Annotated in this window: 23 protein-coding genes; 9 read left to right on the top strand and 14 right to left on the bottom strand. The window is 44.3% G+C overall.

Annotated elements, in window-relative coordinates; genetic code table 11:
- Positions 1-23 precede the first annotated feature (23 nt).
- Positions 24-371, top strand: a complete 348-nt coding sequence (locus DCO17_RS01910; RefSeq protein ID WP_173955132.1) for an FKBP-type peptidyl-prolyl cis-trans isomerase — start codon at positions 24-26, stop codon at positions 369-371.
- Positions 372-479: 108 nt separating this feature from the next.
- On the opposite strand, the gene DCO17_RS01905 is transcribed toward DCO17_RS01910, so the two are convergent.
- Positions 480-1463, bottom strand: coding sequence for a transglycosylase SLT domain-containing protein (locus DCO17_RS01905; RefSeq protein WP_173955131.1), 984 nt, complete (start codon positions 1461-1463; stop codon positions 480-482).
- A 496-nt stretch (positions 1464-1959) separates the two neighbouring features.
- On the opposite strand from DCO17_RS01905, the gene DCO17_RS01900 reads away from it, so the two are divergent.
- Complete coding sequence (locus tag DCO17_RS01900) at positions 1960-3030, top strand: DNA/RNA non-specific endonuclease (protein ID WP_173955130.1); 1071 nt, start codon at positions 1960-1962, stop codon at positions 3028-3030.
- Here DCO17_RS01900 and DCO17_RS01895 read toward each other — a convergent pair.
- Positions 3027-3272: a DUF3820 family protein gene (locus DCO17_RS01895; RefSeq protein ID WP_173955129.1), complete on the bottom strand. Its 246-nt coding sequence runs from the start codon at positions 3270-3272 to the stop codon at positions 3027-3029. The genes DCO17_RS01900 and DCO17_RS01895 overlap by 4 nt on opposite strands.
- A 226-nt stretch (positions 3273-3498) precedes the next feature.
- Between DCO17_RS01895 and DCO17_RS01890 the strand changes: the two genes are divergently transcribed.
- Complete coding sequence (locus tag DCO17_RS01890; protein WP_173955128.1) at positions 3499-4413, top strand: DUF6662 family protein; 915 nt, start codon at positions 3499-3501, stop codon at positions 4411-4413.
- Between the two features lie 82 nt (positions 4414-4495).
- On the opposite strand, the gene DCO17_RS01885 is transcribed toward DCO17_RS01890, so the two are convergent.
- The 6 genes from DCO17_RS01885 to DCO17_RS01860 all read right to left on the bottom strand — a co-directional run bounded on the left by DCO17_RS01885 (position 4496) and on the right by DCO17_RS01860 (position 12079).
- The gene (locus DCO17_RS01885) at positions 4496-5224 is read right to left on the bottom strand and encodes an ABC transporter ATP-binding protein (protein WP_173955127.1); all 729 of its coding nucleotides are present in this window, start codon (positions 5222-5224) and stop codon (positions 4496-4498) included.
- A 30-nt stretch (positions 5225-5254) separates the two neighbouring features.
- Positions 5255-7180, bottom strand: a complete 1926-nt coding sequence (locus DCO17_RS01880) for a branched-chain amino acid ABC transporter ATP-binding protein/permease (RefSeq protein WP_217425434.1) — start codon at positions 7178-7180, stop codon at positions 5255-5257.
- A gap of 2 nt (positions 7181-7182) precedes the next feature.
- On the bottom strand, positions 7183-8061 hold the full coding sequence (locus DCO17_RS01875; RefSeq protein ID WP_173955126.1) for a branched-chain amino acid ABC transporter permease: 879 nt from the start codon (positions 8059-8061) through the stop codon (positions 7183-7185).
- Positions 8062-8202: 141 nt separating this feature from the next.
- Positions 8203-9387: an ABC transporter substrate-binding protein gene (locus tag DCO17_RS01870; RefSeq protein ID WP_173955125.1), complete on the bottom strand. Its 1185-nt coding sequence runs from the start codon at positions 9385-9387 to the stop codon at positions 8203-8205.
- A 153-nt stretch (positions 9388-9540) separates the two neighbouring features.
- A complete protein-coding gene (locus DCO17_RS01865; RefSeq protein ID WP_217425454.1) occupies positions 9541-10419 on the bottom strand; it encodes an EamA family transporter in 879 nt (292 codons plus the stop codon).
- 40 nt (positions 10420-10459) lie between these two features.
- Positions 10460-12079 carry a GMC family oxidoreductase gene (locus tag DCO17_RS01860; protein ID WP_173955124.1) on the bottom strand — a complete coding sequence of 540 codons (1620 nt, stop codon included), beginning with the start codon at positions 12077-12079 and terminating at the stop codon, positions 10460-10462.
- A gap of 131 nt (positions 12080-12210) precedes the next feature.
- Between DCO17_RS01860 and yjgA the strand changes: the two genes are divergently transcribed.
- Positions 12211-12738, top strand: a complete 528-nt coding sequence (gene yjgA, locus DCO17_RS01855) for a ribosome biogenesis factor YjgA (protein WP_173955123.1) — start codon at positions 12211-12213, stop codon at positions 12736-12738.
- Here the strand turns inward: yjgA and DCO17_RS01850 are convergent.
- The 3 genes from DCO17_RS01850 to DCO17_RS01845 form a co-directional block, all read right to left on the bottom strand.
- Complete coding sequence (locus tag DCO17_RS01850; protein WP_173955122.1) at positions 12735-13799, bottom strand: acyltransferase family protein; 1065 nt, start codon at positions 13797-13799, stop codon at positions 12735-12737. The genes yjgA and DCO17_RS01850 overlap by 4 nt on opposite strands.
- Positions 13799-13927, bottom strand: coding sequence for a hypothetical protein (locus tag DCO17_RS10530; RefSeq protein ID WP_302479829.1), 129 nt, complete (start codon positions 13925-13927; stop codon positions 13799-13801). The genes DCO17_RS01850 and DCO17_RS10530 overlap by 1 nt, the downstream gene beginning before the upstream one ends.
- 103 nt (positions 13928-14030) lie before the next feature.
- Entirely contained in the window at positions 14031-14609 is a 579-nt protein-coding gene (locus DCO17_RS01845) for an HdeD family acid-resistance protein (protein WP_173955121.1), read from the bottom strand.
- A gap of 200 nt (positions 14610-14809) precedes the next feature.
- Here DCO17_RS01845 and DCO17_RS01840 point away from each other — a divergent pair, with 200 nt between their 5' ends.
- Together DCO17_RS01840 and DCO17_RS01835 are read left to right on the top strand one after the other, a co-directional pair.
- Complete coding sequence (locus DCO17_RS01840; protein ID WP_173955120.1) at positions 14810-15034, top strand: hypothetical protein; 225 nt, start codon at positions 14810-14812, stop codon at positions 15032-15034.
- A 15-nt stretch (positions 15035-15049) separates the two neighbouring features.
- A complete protein-coding gene (locus tag DCO17_RS01835; protein ID WP_173955119.1) occupies positions 15050-15421 on the top strand; it encodes a hypothetical protein in 372 nt (123 codons plus the stop codon).
- 65 nt (positions 15422-15486) lie between these two features.
- Here the strand turns inward: DCO17_RS01835 and DCO17_RS01830 are convergent, their stop codons facing one another.
- Together DCO17_RS01830 and DCO17_RS01825 are read right to left on the bottom strand one after the other, a co-directional pair.
- On the bottom strand, positions 15487-16770 hold the full coding sequence (locus DCO17_RS01830; RefSeq protein WP_173955118.1) for a serine hydrolase domain-containing protein: 1284 nt from the start codon (positions 16768-16770) through the stop codon (positions 15487-15489).
- Between the two features lie 177 nt (positions 16771-16947).
- The gene (locus tag DCO17_RS01825; RefSeq protein ID WP_173955117.1) at positions 16948-18999 is read right to left on the bottom strand and encodes an acyltransferase family protein; all 2052 of its coding nucleotides are present in this window, start codon (positions 18997-18999) and stop codon (positions 16948-16950) included.
- Between the two features lie 129 nt (positions 19000-19128).
- Between DCO17_RS01825 and DCO17_RS01820 the strand changes: the two genes are divergently transcribed.
- Genes DCO17_RS01820 through cobA form a run of 3 tightly spaced genes read left to right on the top strand, consistent with a single transcriptional unit; the run spans position 19129 to position 22359 of the window.
- Positions 19129-20859, top strand: a complete 1731-nt coding sequence (locus DCO17_RS01820) for a nitrite/sulfite reductase (protein WP_173955116.1) — start codon at positions 19129-19131, stop codon at positions 20857-20859.
- Complete coding sequence (locus DCO17_RS01815; protein ID WP_173955115.1) at positions 20856-21449, top strand: DUF934 domain-containing protein; 594 nt, start codon at positions 20856-20858, stop codon at positions 21447-21449. Before DCO17_RS01820 ends, DCO17_RS01815 begins: the two co-directional genes overlap by 4 nt.
- A gap of 46 nt (positions 21450-21495) precedes the next feature.
- Positions 21496-22359: a uroporphyrinogen-III C-methyltransferase gene (gene cobA / locus DCO17_RS01810; RefSeq protein ID WP_173955114.1), complete on the top strand. Its 864-nt coding sequence runs from the start codon at positions 21496-21498 to the stop codon at positions 22357-22359.
- On the opposite strand, the gene DCO17_RS01805 is transcribed toward cobA, so the two are convergent.
- Positions 22282-22644, bottom strand: a complete 363-nt coding sequence (locus DCO17_RS01805; protein WP_173955113.1) for a sirohydrochlorin chelatase — start codon at positions 22642-22644, stop codon at positions 22282-22284. The two genes, cobA and DCO17_RS01805, sit on opposite strands and share 78 nt — an antisense overlap.
- Positions 22645-22700: the final 56 nt, after the last annotated feature.

Genomic DNA, 22700 nt, shown 5'->3' with positions numbered 1-22700 from the left:
AGAAACACACCAAGGAATACATCATGTCTGAACTCAAGAAAATCGATACTGTCGTTGGCGATGGCAAAGAAGCTACTGCAGGCAATCACGTTGACGTGCATTACACCGGCTGGCTCTACGATGAAAATGCGCCAGACCATAAAGGCCAAAAATTTGATAGCTCACTCGATCGCGGACAATTATTTAGTTTCCCATTGGGCGCTGGTCACGTTATCAAAGGATGGGACCAAGGTGTTGCAGGCATGAAGATCGGCGGCAAACGCACCCTGATCATTCCAGCGGAAATGGGCTATGGTGCTCGTGGTGCAGGTGGCGTTATTCCCCCTAACGCTACACTGGTGTTTGATGTCGAATTACATGGCATCAACTAAGGTTGAACTCAATAACTCAATTGTGCGCCTCAAAATACAAAAGCCACCCGAAGGTGGCTTTTTGTTTATATGTATACATTATCTATATACATCTTAATAACTGAATGATTAAGAACGAAGGGGCTTTCCATTCAAGCTTAGGCGATTCATAGACTTGGTTTGACATAAACCAATCAATCGACTGCGCTCTGCCAACACCTTATCAGCATAACCACCATCATCTTCAACGTTGGCAGCGCCTACATAGAATTTCAGACCATTGCGCAAAGAACCAGCAGTAGCAATTAAGTATTTCAGAATGTACGCTCCAACCCGAATATTCACTTCTGGTTTCACAGCTTGCTGAGTACCTCCGTATAAAGCATATTTCTCACGGTGTACGGAAGTCATGACCTGCATAAGACCTTCAGCGCCAGCGTGGCTCTTTGTGTTTGGATTGAAATTCGACTCAACCGAAATCACAGCAAGCAACAAAATGGGATCAAGATTAACTTCTTTAGCAATCAAGATTGTGTTCGAAACATACTCCTCAATCTTATTACGATCGAGGTTGTACTTTTTCTCAAAGAAATCGGCTACTGCACGCTGATTCTGAATAGAGCCCATCAAATTACTATCCAAGGCCTCGGGATCCACTTTCGCCACAGGAATGCGATCCGCCAAATGGGAGATCGACTTCACCTGCATTTGAGCTACTGATGGCATCAACAAGGCAACGGTCTGTTGCTTCACGCTTGTAAAGCCTGATGCGTGTTGGCCAGATTTTTGATAAATCACAGTAGCAATATCAGCGTCAGATGCTGTGGCGACAGATTCATTAGTCTTATATTGGTCGAGCATGCCAAAACCATTACTCCACACAATATGGCGTGCTTCGTCTGGAACCAAAATGCGGGCCAAGTCAAAAGCACCAGCATTGGTGCCATTTCCTGAGAGCCACAGACCGACCACCATAAATACCGCAACAACTAGTAGGCCATTGATGACGCGGTATACCGGAGCCATGGCGTGGGCAAGCAGAGCTTTTGCAGCCAGCAAAGCTGGTTGTGACTCCTGCATCTCACTCAAATTGTTCGTTACAGATTTACTCATTTACTGATTTGCGACAACCCAAAACATTCAAGGCATATGCCAAGCTGTTTTATGCTGCATCGCAATAATTTAAAAACATGGCTCATCCTAAAAAGGATCTTATATCAAGTCAAGAATAAAGAACTATATTTCAATAACTTTTGGTTTTGATATTAGGGGCAAGTTCGAGTAAAGCCCTAAAAATGATCAATTAATATATAAAAATCAATTACTTATATAAGTTAGCGAGCGCTAATTTCATTCTATAAAAAATTTCCAAATTTCAGACTTTTTTGCAATTTGAAATCAAAAATTACTGACAAAAACCATACATCTAGTATTGAAGCCCTCAGTATTTTCTACCAGTAGTATCCAAGCTATATTGCTGCAAAGCACTATTGCACAGTTATATATGGAGGCAAAATTGTAGGTATCAAGCTAGAAAGCTCAAAAATTTGTACTAGCCTTTGGGCGAATGCCAAGGCTGGTTTTTGGCCAAAGGCCTACACTGATGGTCATGAACTGGGATCACAAACTATCCTATAGAGCCCCCTTACTCCAGCTTTTTCGCTTAGTAAGCCTGATTACCTTAATTGGGTACTTGGCGACCCCCTTAAGCGCTTTAGCCCTTTTTGATGAGTGCAAAAACCTATTTCCAGACCAGCGTATCCCCACAAGCCCTCTGGTAGGGCGAGATCTCTGTTTTGATAGCTTCGCGGTTTACTACTCCCCACAAGATAAAAAGCCGATCTATGTTGTTGAGAAACTCAATCGAGATCAGTTGTTGGCGCCACACCCTCGAAGAAGTAACCAGTTTTATGAAGAAGCTAGGCTTCCATTCTCAGAGAGAGCTCATCTCTCAGACTATCGAGGTAGTGGCTATGACCGGGGCCACAATGCGCCTGCAGGCGATATGAGTAATGAAAGGGCAATGGCCCAATCATTTTCCTTGGCCAATATGATGCCCCAGGCCAGACAAAATAATCAGGGCATCTGGGCTAAGAATATTGAAGAACCAACCAGACATTACGCCAAAAGAGCTACGGGAGATGTTTATGTGTTTACCGGCTCAACTGGAAATCAGGGAAGTATCGGCAGAGGTCATGTCACGATACCAAGTCATTTGTATAAGTTGGTTTATGACCCCAGCAAAAATTCTGCGTGGGCTTATTGGATTGAAAATACTAATGACGCCTTAATGACCCCGCTGATTTCATATGCGGAATTGGTAACCAAAACAGGCATCGACTTTCATTTACCAATTCAATCTGAATCAACTCCAACCAAGCCTGATTCCAAAAAGACCGTGCAGAATGCTGGCTTAGTGGGAGGCTGGTATCCCGTATTTTTCGATACTTATTCGGCTGAGAAGGTGAACGCTATTCTTAATAGCATCAAAACGGGCAAAGTTGCTAGTGTTCAGATTCAATATGATCAGAATGTCGAGCTTGCAAAACAGATTACCAGCCAGCTCCAGTCACAAACCCAGGTGGTAATTGAACTCAGCCAAAGCAGTCCACCAGATACTCCTGGCGTCACTTACGAGCGCAAGCGCGTAACTGTCATCGTTCGATCAAAAGTAAATTAATCTCGTACGCTGTATGTTTTTTGTGCTTTATGTGACCGCTGAATAGGCGCCAAGAGCCCACGTAAGCCATTGTGATCAAGCGTGTGCATCAACTCAAGCAATTCACCTAGTTCGCCCTTCGGAAATCCTTCACGCGCGAACCATGCCAAGTAATTGCCCGGCAAATCTGCAATAGCCCGACCTGCATGCTTACCAAATGGCATTTTCATTAAAACTAATTTTTCTAATGCTTGTGAATCCATATACGCATCTTACAAGCCATAAGAAATAAACGGCAGATAAGCGCCAAATGAACAGCGTATGAGTGCTTATCTTTCAAACCTAATCCCACACTCAAGTAGCCATTTATTGAGTAATGGTCTTATACCTATTTGAGAATCATTCTTATTTGATTTGCTATATTGGAAACCGATTCGAATTACCCATTCGATCACTTTCAATCAACTCTCAAAAAGATGACGATCATCCATGAAACTTACCATCAAAAGACTATTCGCCTTCAGCCTTTTTCTTGCCGCCGCCTTACATTTCTCATTTGCAAATGCAGGTGAAGGCGTATTTGGCTGGATCTACACACTCGATTTACAGCCTAAAGGAACTCTAGAATTCGAACAACGTTTACAGCTCAATCAACAACAAGCCGCAGGGTCTTATGATGCCTGGACCGCCAGAACAGAATTAGAGTACGGCCTCACAAATGATTTGCAAGTTGCTGGCTACATTAATTCCTATTACACCAGCGCCAATCAAAACTACACCAATCCCGAGGCATGCGATGGCGCAGCTTCTTGTACGGGTGGCTACGGTGTTCCTTCCTCGCATGACCCTTCCACAGCCTATAGAAAGAGTGGTATTGAAGGCGGATCTCTAGAGGCAATCTATCGAATTACCAACCCAGTCACTTCACCGGTTGGTGTGGGTCTCTACCTTGAACCTAGCTGGGGAAAAAATAAAGATGAGATCGAGGCACGTCTCTTACTTCAATCTAACTTTATTGATGACCGCTTAGTTGTTGCCAGCAATATCGTAGTAGCGAATGAGCGCCTCAAGTTTATTGAGAATGGCAATGTTCCAGAATCCATGCTCGATATTCTGGTTGGTGCAAGTTATCGATTTGCCCCGAAATGGTCAGCAGGAGTAGAGGCGCGATTTCATAACGACTATTCTGAGCTCAACTTACGCAATCAAGTGCAGCGCGCTACTTTTGTAGGGCCCAATTTGCACTATGCAGCCAAAGACTGGTGGGTCACAGGCGCATGGCGCTATCAGTTAGCTGGTGGCACCTGCATGGGTGGAGGTGAGGCGGAATGCTCCAACGCACGAGTTTGGGATAGCCACACCGTTAATGAATACATTCTGAAGGTAGGCTTTCCTCTGAATTAATAAATCATTGGAAACTAGTAATAAAAAAGCCCTTTTTCAAGGGCTTTTTTATTACTGATTAGATGCTACAACTAGCTACAACTTAGTGGCCACCTGCTCCACCCAAGTAAGCCGCTTTCACAGCAGGATCATCTTTGAGTTTGGCTGCTGGACCATGGGTCGCAATTTTGCCGTTCTCTAATACATAGCCATAGTCAGCAACGTTTAATGCTGCTGCAGCAAACTGCTCAACCAACAACATGGTTACGCCTTGAGACTTTAAATTCGAAATGATTTTGAAAACCTCTTCCACCAAGATTGGCGCAAGACCCATTGAAGGCTCATCCAAGAGAATGATTTCTGGGTTCAACATGACCGCGCGAGCCATTGCCAACATCTGCTGCTCACCACCAGATAAAGTACCAGCCAATTGGTTGCGACGCTCTTTCAGGCGAGGGAACATTTCTAGCGCTTTTTCTAGATCGTTTTTAATATCGCCCTTTGGACGGCTTCCTGTAAAACGTGGAAACGCGCCAAGCAACAAATTGTCAGTGACTGACATCGTTGTAAACACGCGGCGACCCTCTGGGCTATGCGCTAAACCTAAGCGAGCGATTTTATGAGAGTCGTAACCATCAATTTTTTCACCACCCAAGCTAACTTCACCAGCGGTTGGTTTGATCATGCCAGTGATAGCACGCATGGTTGTCGTTTTGCCGGCGCCGTTTGAACCAATCAAAGTAATCACTTGCCCCTTAGGCACATCAATATTGATGCCGTGGAGAACTTTAACTTTTCCGTAGCCTGCTTCAAGATTCTTAATAGATAACATGGTATTTACCGTTCAATATTGTTCTAGTGATTAAGTACCCAAGTAGGCATGAATCACCTTCTCGTCTGCCTGAACTTCAGCCGGCTTACCTTCCGCGATCTTCTGACCGAAGTCCAATACAGAAACGGTATCGCAGACTGACATCACCACATCCATGTGATGCTCAATCAAGATGAAGGTAATGCCGTTATCGCGAATCTTGCGAATAATACGCAAGAGCTCTTTGATGTCCGGAGCTGTTAAGCCTGCTGCTGGTTCGTCCAAAAGGAGCAACTCTGGGTCGAGCGCCAATGCACGAGCAATTTCCAGTAAACGCTGCTTACCGTATGGCAAGTTACGCGCTTCTTCATTAGCCAAATCACCCAAGCCAACAAACTTTAATAAGGCCATCGCACGAGCATGCGCTTCAGCAGACTCACGCTTGTAACGTGGCAGGTTTAATGCCACTTCAAACATATTGGACTTGAAGGTGTGATGCAAACCAACCAAAATATTCTGAATGGCAGTCATCTCACCAAACAACTGTACGTTTTGGAAAGTACGCGCAATACCAGATAAAGCGATGTCAGAAGAAGTCTTGCCAACAACGCTCTCACCAGCATATAAAACGTTACCTGCAGTCGGCACATAAATACCGGTCAACACGTTCATCATGGTGCTTTTACCTGAGCCGTTAGGACCAATCAAGCCATGAATCGTGCCGCGCTTAATACTGAGATTAACATTGTTCAGCGCTTTCAGACCGCCGAACTGCATCAATACAGAATCTACTTTTAAGAGTTCTGCGCCAGCGTTTTGATTGCCTACAGCACTAATAAAGTCAATAGAGTCATCAACTACTTCAACTTCGCCACCACGAGTAGTTTTTGCTTTACCTGTAATGGACTGATAGAAGCTCTTAGCAAAACCCACGATACCGTTTTGCAAGTAGTACACCACCAATAAGATCATGAAGCCGAAAATACTCAAGCGCCAGTCAGAGATGGTGTTGAGCCAGAATGAGAATGCAGCCAAGCCCACTACTCCAGCGATTGGAACCGCAACACGTCTTGGAGTGGTTACTTTCTTGGAGAGAGCCAAACCGGCACCTGCCACTACGGCGATGGCAATAATCGATGCAACGATACGGAATAAGTTGATGTCATCGAGCAACTTAGGCAATAACACAATAATCGCCGCACCAATCAAAGCACCTAAACGTGACTTACGACCGCCCATGATGATGCCCAACAAGAATAGAACCGCTAATTCGTTGTTATAGGTATTTGGAGAGATGTATTGCTCTGAGTAAGCATATAAGCAACCAGCCAAACCAGCAAAAGCCGCACTGATCACAAATGCGATCACCTTAAAGCGATATACGGAAACACCCATACAGTCACAGGCAATCGGACTATCACGCAAAGCTTCGAATGCTCGACCAATCTGAGATTTAACAAAGCGATCTACAACAATTAAAGACGCTACCAAAACCGCCAAGACCAACCAGAAATACTCTGCTTTAGTCATTGGAACGCCCATGAGATCTGGCTTTGGAATCTTGATGCCCAATGGACCTTCAGTCATCCAAGTCATTTCATTGATCAGAATCTGGGCGATTGTTCCAAATGCAAGGGTCACCATCGCCAAGTAAGGACCGATTACCTTCAGCGCTGGCAATGCCAAGATACCGCCAAAGATCGATGTGACTACAACTGACGCTGGCAATGTTGCCCAAATGGTCCAACCGAAATGGAAATACAAAACGCCAGCAGTGTATGAACCAATACCAAACAAAGCAGCATGACCCAATGACACTTGACCTACATAACCTACAACGATATCCAAACCAAACAAAAGAATGGTGTAGATCAGAATCGTTTCAACTAAGTGAATGTAGTACGGGTTGTGAATAAACAGGGGCAAACAAAAGAGTGCCGCAATCGCAATTAATAGAGGGAGTAGAGACTTCTTCATTATTAAACTTTCTTAATTGCAGATTTACCGAAGAGACCAGACGGTTTGTATGCCAATACAAGCAATAACAAAATCAAACCTGGCACATCTTTATAGCCAGTCGATACATAGAAACCAGTTGCGGTTTCCACAATTCCTAAAATTAAGCCGCCGACAATAATGCCAAGACCGCTTGAAAGACCGCCAATAATTGCCACTGCGAATGCCTTCAAACCAAGCGCGCCACCCATAGTTGCGCCAGTCAAAGTTAACGGCGCAATCAAAACGCCAGCAAACGCTGCAGTTAAAGAAGATAAGGCATAAGAGAAGGTAATTACCATGCTCGTATTGATGCCCATGAGGCCAGCTGCATCACGGTCATTTGCAGTTGCTACAACCGCTTTACCGTAAATTGTTTTGCGGTTGAAAAATTCAACCAATAACATCATTACCAAAGCACCAACTACAACCAAAATTTCCATTGGAAGAATGTTTGCGCCGAGGAAATTCATTGGCTCCATTGGTAACGGAGCTGGGAATGGCAATGCATCACGACCCCAAATATTTTCTGCGACGTTTTTGAAAATAATACCCAGCGCAATCGTCGACATAATCCAACCAAACTCGGATTTAATTTTGATCGCAGGACGTACGCCGATTAACTCAACGAAACTACCTTGCAACATACCGAATAAGCACACTACTGGAATCATTACCCAGTAGTTCATACCAAACGTATCCACACAAGTTAAGCCGACAAGCGCACCTAACATCAAGGCTTCACCCTGACCGAAGTTCAATGTGCCAGATGTAGCAAATGTGAGCTGAAAGCCGAAAGCGATGACCGCGTAGATCATCCCCACCGCTATGCCGCTCGAGAGGATTTGTGCAAGCATTTCCATAAAATTGGCCTAATTATTTTTTAATACTTTTTATTAAAGAATCCGTCATTGTAAGCAAAACGCCGCTTTTTGGGCGGCGCTTTGTCAGTACAAATGTTGCAGTGCAGAAGAAACAAAGATGCTACTGCGGAAGTAATTAAATTACTTTTTCTTTGGCTTTGCGTCCTCAGCATTCAAGAACTCAACACGGCCGTTTTCAACTACGCCCATAACAACATCTTTAGCCTTGATAGCCTCATGGTCAGTTGCAGAGAATGGCTTGTTATAAGTAATAACAACGCCATCAACTGGGGTCTTGAGATCTTGCAAAGCTGCCAAAATCTTTGGTCCCTCAGTGCTGTTAGCTTGCTTAATTGCTGCTGCCAAGAGGTAAACAGAGTCGTAACCTTGAGCAGCAGACACTGGAGAAGCGATATTGTTGTTCTTTGGCTTGAACTCTTTCAAGTAGGCCTCTTGGAATGCCTTACGCTTGGCAGTTGTTGATGGAGACTGGATGTAAGTTTGCGGCATGGTTGCACCGTCACCATTCTTACCAGCAGTATCGATAAAGCTAGCCATAGATAAAGTCCAGCTACCGATCATTGGCTTTTTCCAACCCAACTTAGCCATACCGTTAGCAATTTGCGCTAACTCTGGTCCAATTGCGTAAGTCAAAATTACTTCAGCGCCAGCATTCTTAGCCTTCAGTAACTGAGAAGTCATATCAACGTCACCAATGTTGAATTTCTCAACAGCAACAGGTGTTACACCATATGTCTTCAAGGCTTTTTCTAAGTCTTCACGACCCAACTGACCATAGTTGGTTGAGTCAGCCAAAATCGCCACTTTCTTCAAGCCACGCTTTTCTACCGCTTCCTTAGCAACCATTGGCGCCTGGATATTGTCAGCAGCGGCATTACGGAAAACATAGTTCTCGGCTGCATTTGGGAATTGCTTAGTAATAATAGATCCGGTAGCAACGTTATTCATTACTGGAATCTTGGCATCTTGATAAAAACGCTGTGAAGCCAAAGCCACGCCAGTATTGATGTAACCAAGAGTAGCAACAACCTTCTCGTTGTTAATCAATTCTTGTGCAATTTGTACGCCACGCTCGTTTTTCGCTTCATCATCGCGCTCGATCAACACAATTTTATTGCCATTAATACCGCCAGCAGCATTAATTTCTTTTGCAGCAAGTCGCACGCCATCACGCATGCTCACGCCCATTGAAGATGAACCACCAGTAAATGGACCTGATACACCTAACTTAATATCGGCAGCATATGCGCCGGTTGCAAGAATTGCAGAAGCAGCAACTGCAAAAATGTGATGACGAATCTTCATAAAGTCTCCATGACTAAAAAAATACTATTGAAATAAAACTTTTTTATAGGCACTACATATAACGAAGAATTATCTTACTGTTATTGCAATAGCAAAAAAAGGGCTTTGTATTAGGGTTTTACATTAGCTATTTTTTCAGTCTTATAGAGGACTTTATTTTGCCAATCTATTGCGAATATTTGGCCAAAACAAATTCACCATTAAGCCAGTGATTACTAACCCTGCAGCCTCGATCTTCCATGGGGGGAGTGGCTCGCCCAAGAAATAAGCAGATGCCCCCATCCCAAAGATGGGTACCAATAGAGGGGCTGGAGCAACAACTGCTGCAGGATGCTTTGATAAAAGCCATGCCCAAGCGCCATAGCCAAATAAAGTATTGCCCCAAGATTGCCATAAGACACCCAACCAGGCGCCTATTGGTGCATTAATAAAAGATTGGCCAATAACAGCCCAACCGCCTTCAAAGATTACTGCCATAAACACTAGCGGAGGAATTGCATAGAGACTGGCCCAAACTACATAGGCAAGCATATTGATTGCACCTGCTCGGCGACTGGCGGTATTAGCAACACCCCAAGAAAATCCTGAAAAGACAACCAAAGCCAAACCTAAGGCAGTTGTAGTGGCATCCGTGTGCGCCGCAATAATGCTAAGCCCAGTTATGGCTACTGCCACCGCAATCGTCTGATACAACTTTAGCCGCTCTTTAGCAAAGAGCATGGCAAAGCCAATCGTAAAAAAGACCTGCGTCTGGATCACCAAAGAAGCTAGACCTGGAGAAATATTGCCGTCAATTGCGAAATACAAAATACCGAATTGACCTACCCCAACTGCGACACCATAAACACACAGATTTACCCAAGAGATCTTTGGCCTTGGTAACAAGAAAGCTGCTGGCAAGAATGCGAAGATGTAACGCAGCGCTGCAAATACAAATGGTGGAAAACTTGCCAATGAAATCTTAATTACTACAAAGTTGGTTCCCCATACCGCAACAATGGCCAAAGCCAGCAGCAAGTGACTCAGTGGCAATTGATAATGCTTTTGCACTTGCTGGAATTTTGAAGAGGGACTATTCACGCGTCAGCAATTCTGCGGCGCGCTCCGCAATCATCATGGTTGGGGCTGCCGTATTGCCAGAGGTAATGACTGGCATAGCAGATGCATCCACTACGCGCAGATGAGCAACGCCCCTCACCCTCAACTCAGAATCTAGCACTGCCATAGGATCATCAGCGCGCCCCATTTTGCAGGTGCCCACTGGATGAAAAATCGTTGTGCCAATATCACCGGCCGCCTTCACCAAGTCATCATCAGATTGATATTGCATTCCTGGCTTGTACTCTTCGGGACTATAGGGCGCAAGTGCAGGTTGACGAACAATATTGCGTGTTAAGCGCAAAGACTCTGCCGCAACTTTGCGGTCTTCATCTGTCGATAAATAATTTGGGTTGATGTTGGGTGGGACTTCAGGATCAGTCGATGCAATATGCACGCTGCCGCGCGATGTTGGTCGCAAATTACACACGCTTGCTGTAAACGCGTTAAACGAATGCAGATCTTCACCAAAACGCTCAAGTGATAAAGGCTGCACATGGTATTCCACATTGGCGCTCTTTTGCTCTGGTGAGCTATACGCAAAAGCACCTAACTGTGAAGGGGCCATCGACATGGGGCCTGAGCGCTTGAGAAGATACTCCAAACCAATCATCAGTTTTCCAAAAAGAGAATTGGCTTTGGTGTTTAGTGTCTTAATGCCATTGACTTTGTAAACTATACGCAATTGCAAATGATCCTGGAGGTTTTCGCCAACTCCAGGTAGATCCGCAACCACCGGAATACCCAACTTATTCAGATGAGCCGCGGCCCCAATGCCTGATCGCTCCAAAATCTGCACACTACCAATCGCACCAGCACTTAATATCACTTCACCATTTTGGGTGATGATTGATTCGCATATAGCACCATTCTTTCGATACTCAACTCCGTAACAATTTTTAGAATTGGGATCAATCTTGAGCTTGGTCACCACTGCTTCAGTAACCACTGTTAAATTATTGCGCTTCATGGCGTCTTTTAAGAATGCCTTTGATGTATTGAGGCGCCAACCCTTACGCTGACTCACATCAAAGTAACCCACGCCGAAGTTATCACCACGGTTAAAGTCATCTGATGCGGGAATACCTGCTTCTACGGCCGCATCTTTAAAGCGATCCATGATCGGCCAACGCAGACGCTGCTTGGAAACAGTCCACTCGCCACCCTTGCTATGCCATTGATTTGCGACGCTGTGATAATCCTCAAAAGATTTGTAGCGCTTGAGCGCATTCTTCCAAGACCATGCATCATCACCAGTCGCCTGCACCCAAGATTCATAGTCGCCCACTTGGCCACGCATATAAATCATGCCATTAATTGATGAGCAACCACCGAGCACACGACCACGAGGGTAAAGCAATGAACGGCCATTTAGACCCTTTTCGGCAACTGTCTTAAAGCGCCAGTCTGCTCTCGGGTTATCAATGCAATATAGATAACCAACCGGAATATGAATCCATATGTAGTTATCACTCTTTCCCGCCTCAATGAGTAACACCTTCTTGTTTGGGTTTTCAGTCAGGCGCTTGGCTAGCATGCAGCCGGCACTACCTGCCCCAATGATGATGTAGTCGTAATTACTTGTTTGAGTCATAGTCTCAAGATTGATCGATATGTATTGCTTTATTAATCACTCTATTATTTACCAAACACTTCGTTTGGGTCTATATACAAATCAACAGGATAAGTCCGCGACCTATCCGAATACCCGTCTAAAATAGAGGCATGCATTTAAACGAGAAGAATCGCACCCCCAAACTTGATGAAGCCGATGAAGGACCAAGCAAGTCTGAATTGAAGCGCCAAATGACGGAACGTCAGAAATTGGCTGAGGTTCTAGCTGCTTTGAGCAGCGATGCACTAAAAACCATTCCTTTGGATGAAACCATCAAAAACGCTGTAGCGGAAACCAACAGAATTAAAAGTTTTGAAGCCATTCGCCGGCATAAACAATATCTAGGCAAGCTTATGCGTGCTTTAGATGATGAGGAGCTCGATGCAATTCAGAAACGTCTTGATGCAATTCAAGGGGTGAGCAAAGCAGAAACAGCGAAACTGCATTTTCTGGAAAGCTATCGCGATCGTCTAATTGCTAACGATGAAGCATTCACCAAAATGATCGAGCAATATCCAGACATGGATATTCAGAATATGCGCACACTGATTCGCAATGCCCGTAAAGAGAAAGAGCAAAACAAACCGCCAAAGGCCTACCGGGAGATCTTTCGCGTTTTAAAGGAAATGGGGCTCTAAAGTTTTAAGTTGCGGGATGGCACCTCGACCCGGCGATAGAGCAAAGTTGCCGCCATCCAACTTGCTACGATTGCAGCACACATTAAAGCGATTGCTACTGCACCGTCGTGCTGTTGATTAATACCCCAAGCAATATATAGAGTATTGGCGAGCAAAACTAATGAGAAGTGAATCAGAAAAGCGCAATACGATCGTCTACTACCCCACAAAATTGCATTTACAAGACGATGCGGTCTAGCGTGCTTTTGGTCTTTATAGGCCCAGTCACCCCACAGGATCAACCCAATGGCAACCACATAGGCCAAGATATTTCTTATCCATACTTGATGCAAACTTGAGGCCAGAATTGCCAATCCAATCAAGACAAAAAGAATTCTGGCAACACGATTCACCGTTGGATCGGGATAGCTTTTGCAAAGCTGAGCCAATACTCCTAAGCCATAAGCGCCGATAAAGTAAATAAAGTAGTTTTCATACTCTCCAGAGCGGTTAAAAAATAATAATGAGGTAACACACATCACCGTCAGAATCCACATCAGCGAGCGATACCCCGGAAACATCGAAAGCATGATTGCCAAAATGGCATAGAGCTGCCAATCAATCGCTACATACCAAACCCCTGCAGAAATAGAATCCAAGCCCAAGATACCCTGCAAGAAAAACAAATGTGCCAAGAATTGACCTAAAGTTTCTGATTCACCAACGAACTCATCGTGGACCCAAAAGCGCGCCGCCCAAGCACAAGCAATAGTGATAATCAGCGCAACAACATAAGGGGCAAATAAACGCAGGTAGCGATTGAAAATCGTCTTAAGAACAGTTCGAGAATTTTTTAAATCATTAGCACGGGTAAGTGATTGGGCGGCTAGATAACCACCCATCACCAAAAATATCTGTACAGCATAGCGACCATACTCAAACAACCAATTCATCAGACCCGGGAGCGCCGACCTCGCATCCTCAGCAATTTGTCCATAACTGGAAAAATGATGAAGAATGATTGTTAAAGCTGCGAAGGTCTTTAAGAAATCGACGAGAAGAAAATGGTTTTTTGACTGCACTACTTAGACTTAGATTTATCTTTGCCCATTAAAGATGCTAGAAGTGGGTTTGCCTCTGCCAGCTCTTTCCTTGTCTTTGCATGAGCCTCAGCCATTCCTGGCTTTGGCGTCTTGGCGGCATTTTTCATACGTTAAGCAGTCAGCAGAGCTAAGTTCTTATATAAATCGGTCTTCTTCATTGCCATAGCTGCTGCTCTTTATTTGTCAGTATGTTCGTAGTTGCTTACGCGATCATTTGGTCAGCGAGCGTGCCGCAAAGCCCAGGAACAACAAGGACCAACCCTGCAATAACAACTCGATTGCGATCAAGAGGCCGGGCAACCATAAGCTCGATGATGGGAAGCTGCTCATAATCAGAACACCCATCAAGATAGAAATGGCTGCAGACAATGCAAGCCAGAACCATTCAGCAAAATGGCGATGCTGAAACGCAGAAACTAAACGCAAAAATCCAGTCACAAAGAAAATTGCCGCAAGCCATAAAGTGATTGCTTCTAGCGCTGGAATCGGAAATGCCCATACATAAATTGCAGCTGCGATATACAAAATAGCAAAAATCAGCTGAACGCTAACGCTCTTCCATCCAGCAGATTTAAATGCATGTATTGCTTGCAATAAGCCGCCCGCAAACAAGAAGATACCCAAAATGTTAACGGTTACCAGAGAGAAAATCACCTGACCAGCAACGCCAATCATACCCAAAATGATGAATAAAACACCAAGACCAATGAGCGCTCCAGGAACCTTGGCCGCGGCACCCATGACATTGCTGCGAATCTCGTTTATTTGTGCCGCATTTAATTCGGTCATATTTTTTCGCTTTCTAGTTTTTTGCTTTTTAGTTTAATAAAGACTACAAAATGACAAGAGCCTCTACTGTATCAACAAACGCCCACAAAAACCTAAATCCAAAGCCTCGTGTATGCAAACAAGAGAGTCCAAGAGGGGCGTAAGACAAAAAGGGTATTCTTTAGCTTTTCAGATCCGCAAACCAAGGAAGCACTCCTCATATGAATACCACCCTTACCGTCATCTTAGGCATTGTTGCGATGCTACTACCCCTTGTGGTTGGTCGCCTGGTATGGAAGCGCTTTGATGCATGGTTTGGTCGCGATGATGAAACTTACATGAATAGTCTTGAATATTTCCTCAAGAAGCTTGGCTTGACTGTTTTGGCTGCCTTTATTCTCTTATGGCTCGGAATGAGCCTTGTCTTTAACGGTAACGGCGCCTAATCTACGACTGCCATAATGAATAATCAACTCAAAACCATCCTGATTGAGGCAAGGCTTAACTTTTCTATCCTGGCCAGCATTTTGGTGATTGCCATCTTGGGCAAATTTACCAATCCCGAATTAACAAACTCGATCTTTGTTACTGCAGATCAATTGGTTTCAGATCTCTATCTGGTATTCATTGCAATTACCTTAGGCGCCTTTATTCCAAACTTTAAACTCGTAGCGTTCGGATCAATCGGCATCTTTCTTACTGCAACCATCCTCATACACCTGAAGGTCTTTAACTATCTCACTACTGACTATCTGTTTGCAGTGTTAATCGTCACCTTAGGATTTGCGTCAATTGCCAATTTATATAGGCACTATCGCGAATATGGCCTGTAAGGCTAGCCAGCAATCTGAAATGCAGCAATACAAACAAAAAGCCCCGACTCATCGGGGCTTTTTCATTATTTATCTAATGCTCCATAAATTAATGCGTTCAGCTTCTCTCGATGCACCTTGCGAATTTCTCCCGGAGCTACTGCCATCATTACAACCACCATTTGCTCTTTAGGGTCTACCCAAAAAATAGTTCCATTGGCGCCATTCCAGGTGAAATCTCCAACATTGCCATTAATAGCAGAGAGGCCGCGCTCCATACGCACCGCCACGCCCAAACCAAAGCCATAACCCACTCGACCAGGCTCAGTTAAGCCGACATTATTTTTAATATCCTTGTTTAAATGGTTTGCAGTCATGAATGCAACTGTTTGCGGCCCCAGCACTCTCTTGCCATCTAAGCTTCCGCCATTAAGCAGCATCTGACCAAAACGCACATAATCTCCTGCAGTTGAAAATGCGCATGAACCACCGCAATCAAACTTCACTTTTTGCGTCAGAATGTCGACCTTTTGTGACTTACCAGTCATCGGATCAACCGGCAATGGCTGAGCTAATCTTGCGCGATCTTTTTCTGCCACATCAAATGTCGTGCTGGGCATGCCAACTTTGTTCCATACGCGCTCTTGCAGCACACTACCCAAAGACTTGCCAGAAATTTTTTCTTCAATAATGCCGAGCACATCAATACCAAAGCCATAATCCCAAGCTGTACCTGGCTCATATAACAATGCATTGCTCGCTAATTTATCCACAAACTCTGTAGCGTTATATTGCATTGCTGCTGGAGCGGATCCCGCTGGATAGAGCTTATGCACTGGTGTTGATCCACGACCACCATAAGTAAGGCCATTGGTGTGGCGCATCAAATCCTGCACGGTGATGGGATTTTTTGCAGGCACGGTAGTCAAATTGCCATCGGCATCCACCTTGCCGACTTTCATATCCTTAAACTGTGGTAACCAATTGGATATTGGGGCGTTCAGTGGCAACTTACCTTCTTCATAAAACGTTAGTGCACCAACCGATGCCATCACCTTGGTCATTGATGCCAAATTAAACACGGCATCCGTGGTCATTGTTTTATTGTTGGCTTTATCAAGATAACCATAAGGCTTAAAAATTGCCAGCTTGCCATTTTTAGCTACCGCCAACACTGCCCCTGGCAATTGGTTATTGGCGATCTGATCTGCGAAGAAAGCATCTATCTTCTTCAATCCCTCTTGGTTAAATCCCGATCCTGAACTAAGTGGTAATGGCGCCTTTGAGGCATCGGCAGCCAATGCATTAACGCCACTCAACAAACCAATGCCCAACCCAAAGGCCAAACCAATTACTCGCACTCTTTTCATATCGTCTCCCAGTGTGTACTGATGTTTTGTATATTTTTATTGATTTTGATGCTTTTGATTACTTCTGCTAGTAAAGCATATTCTGAAAGCACTCTCCAGCAAATATTGAATCGTAATCGTAGATTTAGTGACAAGGAGCCCTGAAAATCATGGGGCAACTACTGCCCCCTATACAACTCACTTCCCCGGGAAATGTGAGACAACGTAACGGGACGTTGTTTTCGTAAAGTGGCCAGCATCAATAGCCTCCAGAGAAGCGCTTGTATCCCCAAAGCGGGTAATGCATCCTTCGCTATTGCACAATATTTTTGCAATTGAAATATAGCGGACATGAATCTTTTCAGCCATCTTTTCCATGGCTTGATCAATCACCAAAAAATCCCTCTCTTTGCTTAAACCAAACCACATGCGATAGGGAATATTAGAATCTCGATCTGCTAGATATTTAAGGTAAAGCTGCTTATAAAGCCCATCGCTCCACACGGGGGCCGGACCAATCAAATCAATTTCTTCAATACCAGCCTGCTTTAGCTTGATCAGTGTAGCTTCAACTTGTTGCCAATCATAGTCAGTCCAATTGGCCGCAATCACCAATTTAGCGGGGCGCTGCTGCAAAATACGCTCGAAGATTTGCTCATTTCCTACGGTGCAATTCTTGCGATTCGGAAGCTCCATTCCCATAATAGGTGGACAGCCGTTATACCCAAGGCGAGAGATACGATATTGACTAGCAAAACGCTCTTCATATCCAATAAGCAAATGCGCGGCATAGGAGTCGCCCCATAAAAATAGCGCTGGCTTTTGCAACTCTTCTTTGGTAAAACAAATCGCACCTGCAGGAGCCCCCAATTTTGACAAAGAACAATCTATTTTCGGAGGCCCAATATCCAGACCTGATGCCGATGGATCTTTAACTGATAAAGCCTGCAAAATCGGTGGCAGCCTAAACTGAATCTGATTGAGTCTAAATGTCAGCCCATCCCGTTGGTAGGTATTGAACCCAATGTAACCAATAACTATTAAGAGAACCAACAATATTGATGCTTTTAATTTGTTAAATTGATTTGTCCGTATTGGCTTTTCAATGCAGTAATAAGTAAGAGCAGACAAAACAATGGATGTCAGAAGCACTAAAGAACGAATCTCTGCTGAAGGCATCTTGCCCTGCAAGATATGAGCAAAGGAAAGTAATGGCCAATGCCATAAATACAGAGGGAAGCTAATCAGACCAATCCACACTAAGAGGCGGTTTGATAAAACAACGCGATTGAGCCAAGCGCGTTCACCAGCAGCAATCAGCAAAGCGGCCCCCAGGGTTGGCAACAAAGCCAAAAAACCTGGAAAAGGGGAATTTTTGTTGATTTGAAAAATTCCAACAAGCAAAAATACAGCGCCACCGATTGAAATCCAATGATTGATTCTGGCTTGGCTCAAGGATATATTGGATGCCTTCAATCGATCCAGCATTGTTTTTTGATTAAGCGCAATGTAGGCCAGAATCGCCCCGATCATTAATTCCCAAAAACGAGTAACCGGAGAATAAAAGGCTGCAGTGAAATGCAATTGATGATGCACCTCATATACATTGATAGCGAATGAGATGACACCAACAATCAATCCCACCCAGAGAAGATTTATTTTTTTCCTCCATGCAAGACAAATCAGAATTGGCCAAAAGAAGTAAAACTGTTCCTCAATCCCAAGAGACCATAAATGCAGGAGCGGCTTCGTATCAGAAGCATTATCAAAATATCCGCTTTCATTCCACAGCACAAGGTTAGCAATAAAACCTGCGCCGCCAGCAATATGTAAGCCCAGTTGTGAAAATTCATCAGCCAATAAATTGAACCAGCCAAATGCAAAGCAAAAGGCAAGAACTACAAATAGTGCAGGAAAAATCCGCTTAATACGTCTTATATAAAACCCAACAAAACTAAAACGATTTGATGCTAGTTGTGTATAGATAATTGTTGATATCAAAAATCCAGAAATAACAAAAAAGATATCCACACCAATAAAGCCACCAGGTATCACGCTGGGGAATGCGTGATAAATGACAACAAAAAGGATCGCCAGCGCGCGTAGGCCATCAATATCCGGCCGATACTTTAAATGCCCCTTATTGGACAAAAGGGCTTGTGCTGAAGAGTCTTTGGGGGTTTCTGGGGATGTAGTTTTAATTTTGGCACCAGGACTGATTTCCCAAAATTCCCTTAGACTTAAAATCAAAATACCAATTCAAAGCAAGAAAAACTGTGGAAATTGAAATATACCAGTCTTCTTTATATCTATTTTCATATAAAGAACCAATATTTGAGTATTTGAGAGAATAAAGAAAATCCGTGACAATCGTGAGCTATGTATAAATACGACCATATTGACCAAACCCTTGTAAATCAACGGGTTGCACAATTTAGAGATCAAGTTGCCAGACGCTTAGATGGCAGTCTGGCCGAAGAAGAATTTCGCCCTTTGAGACTGCAAAATGGTCTCTACCACCAACGCCATGCTTACATGCTGCGAGTGGCAATTCCGTATGGGTTATTTAATTCGAAGCAATTGCGCACAATGGCGCACATTGCTGAAAAATATGACCGCGGTTATGGTCACTTCACGACTCGACAAAACATCCAATACAACTGGGTCACCCTAGAAGACACACCAGATATTTTGGCCGAACTTGCCAAGGTAGAAATGCATGCCATTCAAACTTCTGGTAATTGCATTCGCAATATCACCAGCGATGCTTTTGCTGGGGTTGCTGGCGATGAATACGTAGATCCACGCCCTATTTGTGAATTACTACGTCAATGGTCAACATTACACCCTGAGTTTGCACACTTGCCACGCAAATTTAAATTTGCGATTAATGGCGCCAAAGAAGATCGCACCATTTTGCTTTGTCATGATGTGGGCATTGAACTCAAAAAGAGCAAAGATATTCATAATGGCGAACTAAGCAATGGACTAACTGCAGACATCTATGCCGGTGGTGGCATGGGTCGCACCCCAATTCTAGGCTCGCTGATCAAGCAGAATTTGCCGTGGCAGCTACTGCCAAGTTACCTTACCGCACTATTGCGCGTGTATAACCGTTTTGGCCGACGAGACAATCTCTATAAGGCTCGCATCAAGATCTTAGTCAAAGCACTTGGGCCCGAAGAGTTCGCACGCCAAGTTGAAGGTGAATGGGCTCATATCAAAAATGGTGATGATAACTTTACTCAGGCCGAGTGGGATCGCGTTGCAAAGCACTTTACAAAGCCAGCTTACAAGAGCCTGACAACACTCTCCAATGAAGAAATCGTTAACCAGGCAAGCGATACAGAAAAGGCAGCGTTTGCAAGATGGCTTGAGCGCAATGTCAAAGGCCATCAAGTGCCTGGTTATGCCAGCGTGATTTTGTCACTCAAACCACATGGCTCAGTAGCCCCTGGTGATGCCACTACTGCACAAATGTTAGCAATTGCTGATTTAGCAGATCAATATAGTTTTGGTGAATTACGCGCAACTCATGAACAAAACCTAGTCTTGGCTGATGTTGAACAAGGCAAGCTATACGCACTTTGGCAAGAAGCGAAAAAGCAAAAAGTAGCGCTACCAAATATTGGTTTGCTCACTGACATCATCGCCTGCCCAGGTGGAGACTTCTGCTCCTTAGCAAATGCCAAATCACTACCGATTGCTAAAGCCATTCAAGAACGCTTTGATGACTTGGATTACTTATTTGATTTGGGCGACATCTCACTCAATATTTCTGGGTGCATTAACTCTTGCGGTCATCACCATGTCGGCAATATTGGCGTCTTAGGTGTCGATAAAGATGGTGAAGAGTGGTATCAAATCACCTTAGGTGGCGAGCAAGGTAATGATGCTGCTATAGGCAAAGTCATCGGACCCTCTTTCTACGCCGATGAAATTCCCGATGTCATGACGAACATCATTAATACTTATGTAGCGCAGCGCCAGGATGGTGAATCCTTTATCAAGACCTACAACAGATTAGGTATTACCCCCTTCAAAGAAGCTGCCTATCAGAATAAAAGAGCCAAAGAAGAGAAAGCTCAAACTGCGGGAGATGCATCATGACTAATGCAACGATTCCAACAAGTAACAATATTGCAAGTCATGATCAAATTTTGCATTTTCCTAAAGATCAAAAGCCCAATCTATCCCCCAATGAATGGTTAATTTGGGGCGGTAGTCAAGATGAAGGTGGCTTGCCAGATATCGAGCCGGGCCACTCTTCTCTTCACAAAATACTCGTGCCATTTACTTGGTGGATAGAGCATCACAATGAAGCCGATGTAGTCGCTAAAGCAAAACAAGGTCAAATTGGCGTGTGGTTTGCGGCTGATATTGATATTTTGAAACATGCCGAGTTGATTGAAGCTGGCAAGAAGGTATGGCCACTAGTCGCAGCACACTTTCCGATTTTTAGAGACGGTAGAAGCTTTAGTACTGCCGCACTATTGCGCAATCGTTTGCAGTGGACTGGGGAAATCCGCGCCATTGGCGATGTATTAATCGATCAATTATTGCAAGGTGCCCGTGTTGGTTTTGATAGCTTTGCACTACGTCCAGATCAAAAGACTGATGTTGCCTTAAAGCAATTTGATTTGTTTAGCGTGACAACGCAGAACAGTTGGCGCGATAAACGCACTACCATTAGCGCCTAATAAATACTTCAAGATACTTCGAGCTATCTCAAAAACTGCACCATTCATGTTCAATAACCCTTCATCCACTGGCAAAGTGTATTTAGTTGGCGCTGGCCCAGGTGCAGTTGATTTAATTACCGTGCGTGGTGCAAAACTTTTAGCGCAAGCAGACATTGTTTTTTATGATGCTTTAGTTGACCCTGAAATGCTAGAGCTTTGCCCGCAAGCAGAGAAAGTGGCTGTTGGTAAACGTTGCGGCAAGCTTTCATCAGCCCAGCAATTTATCAATAAGCGCTTAGTTGATGCTGCGCAAAAGTACCAAATCATCGTGCGCCTTAAAGGTGGTGACCCCATGATGTTTGGTCGCGCCGATGAAGAAATCCAAACCCTAAAAAATCGTCAGATTGAAGTGGAGGTCGTTCCAGGAATTACTGCTGCACTAGCTGGCGCTGCAAGCATTCAACAATCGCTGACTTTACGTGGCGTAAGCAGGAGCGTTGCTTTTATTACGCTGGCGCAAGGCACCAATCACTCGCATGCAAATGAAGATAAGGCGCCACAACCTATTGCAAGCCCCAGTGCAGATACCTTGGTGTATTACATGGGGCGTAAAGACGCTGCCAAAATTGCACAGCAACTCATTCAGCAAAGTGATCATGGTGGCGTTCATAAGCAGGATACGCCTGTGCATATTTTAGAAGCAGTTAGTACAGCACATGAACGACTTTGGAGCAGCACGCTTGAGCAATTGGCCAGCGGCAAAGCTGATGGCTGGTTTAACAGTAATTCGCCTGCTTTAATTATGGTTGGCGAAGCCTTAAGACATAAAGCTGAACTGGTGACTACAAAATCAGAGAGCTCTAGCACCAAAATCGATAATGGCCTGCAAGACAGCCAAATCCTCGCCAACCGCACTCGTCGCGCTTAAAGCAATCTGAGGAAATTTTTCTTGGCAAGCAGCAAGTAAGAGAGGAAAGTCATTGCGCAAATGACCACCCTGACCAAAAAAGACAGGCACTACAGTAATTTGGGTGGCACCATCGCCCGCTAAAGAAGCTACAGCACTCTCCAATGAGGGTTGCATCATTTCCAAGAAAGCAAGTTCCACCAACACCTGGGGATGCTGACTACGCCATAGTCCAGCCAATCGATCAAAAGGCTCGCGCCAACGAGCATCTCTAGCACCATGGCCAAAAAGAATGATTGCCTTCATAAATACTTATAAACTCTCACTATGAGTAGCTTTGCTAGATAAATATAGGTGATGAT

The organism is Polynucleobacter tropicus, assembly GCF_013307225.1.
Classification (GTDB): domain Bacteria; phylum Pseudomonadota; class Gammaproteobacteria; order Burkholderiales; family Burkholderiaceae; genus Polynucleobacter; species Polynucleobacter tropicus.
This window is presented reverse-complemented; position numbering and strand designations above follow the sequence as displayed.

What these genes read in the sequence shown, in the direction of transcription:
- yjgA (WP_173955123.1), top strand. Translation starts at nt 12,211, where the DNA reads ATGCATTTAAACGAGAAGAATCGCACCCCCAAACTTGATGAAGCCGAT.
- DCO17_RS01820 (WP_173955116.1), top strand. Translation starts at nt 19,129, where the DNA reads ATGTATAAATACGACCATATTGACCAAACCCTTGTAAATCAACGGGTT.
- DCO17_RS01840 (WP_173955120.1), top strand. Translation starts at nt 14,810, where the DNA reads ATGAATACCACCCTTACCGTCATCTTAGGCATTGTTGCGATGCTACTA.
- DCO17_RS01805 (WP_173955113.1), bottom strand. Translation starts at nt 22,644, where the DNA reads ATGAAGGCAATCATTCTTTTTGGCCATGGTGCTAGAGATGCTCGTTGG.
- DCO17_RS01890 (WP_173955128.1), top strand. Translation starts at nt 3,499, where the DNA reads ATGAAACTTACCATCAAAAGACTATTCGCCTTCAGCCTTTTTCTTGCC.
- DCO17_RS01845 (WP_173955121.1), bottom strand. Translation starts at nt 14,609, where the DNA reads ATGACCGAATTAAATGCGGCACAAATAAACGAGATTCGCAGCAATGTC.
- DCO17_RS01910 (WP_173955132.1), top strand. Translation starts at nt 24, where the DNA reads ATGTCTGAACTCAAGAAAATCGATACTGTCGTTGGCGATGGCAAAGAA.
- DCO17_RS01830 (WP_173955118.1), bottom strand. Translation starts at nt 16,770, where the DNA reads ATGAAAAGAGTGCGAGTAATTGGTTTGGCCTTTGGGTTGGGCATTGGT.
- DCO17_RS01815 (WP_173955115.1), top strand. Translation starts at nt 20,856, where the DNA reads ATGACTAATGCAACGATTCCAACAAGTAACAATATTGCAAGTCATGAT.
- DCO17_RS01900 (WP_173955130.1), top strand. Translation starts at nt 1,960, where the DNA reads ATGAACTGGGATCACAAACTATCCTATAGAGCCCCCTTACTCCAGCTT.
- DCO17_RS01870 (WP_173955125.1), bottom strand. Translation starts at nt 9,387, where the DNA reads ATGAAGATTCGTCATCACATTTTTGCAGTTGCTGCTTCTGCAATTCTT.
- DCO17_RS10530 (WP_302479829.1), bottom strand. Translation starts at nt 13,927, where the DNA reads ATGAAAAATGCCGCCAAGACGCCAAAGCCAGGAATGGCTGAGGCTCAT.
- DCO17_RS01885 (WP_173955127.1), bottom strand. Translation starts at nt 5,224, where the DNA reads ATGTTATCTATTAAGAATCTTGAAGCAGGCTACGGAAAAGTTAAAGTT.
- DCO17_RS01875 (WP_173955126.1), bottom strand. Translation starts at nt 8,061, where the DNA reads ATGGAAATGCTTGCACAAATCCTCTCGAGCGGCATAGCGGTGGGGATG.
- cobA (WP_173955114.1), top strand. Translation starts at nt 21,496, where the DNA reads ATGTTCAATAACCCTTCATCCACTGGCAAAGTGTATTTAGTTGGCGCT.
- DCO17_RS01895 (WP_173955129.1), bottom strand. Translation starts at nt 3,272, where the DNA reads ATGGATTCACAAGCATTAGAAAAATTAGTTTTAATGAAAATGCCATTT.
- DCO17_RS01835 (WP_173955119.1), top strand. Translation starts at nt 15,050, where the DNA reads ATGAATAATCAACTCAAAACCATCCTGATTGAGGCAAGGCTTAACTTT.
- DCO17_RS01905 (WP_173955131.1), bottom strand. Translation starts at nt 1,463, where the DNA reads ATGAGTAAATCTGTAACGAACAATTTGAGTGAGATGCAGGAGTCACAA.
- DCO17_RS01880 (WP_217425434.1), bottom strand. Translation starts at nt 7,180, where the DNA reads ATGAAGAAGTCTCTACTCCCTCTATTAATTGCGATTGCGGCACTCTTT.
- DCO17_RS01860 (WP_173955124.1), bottom strand. Translation starts at nt 12,079, where the DNA reads ATGACTCAAACAAGTAATTACGACTACATCATCATTGGGGCAGGTAGT.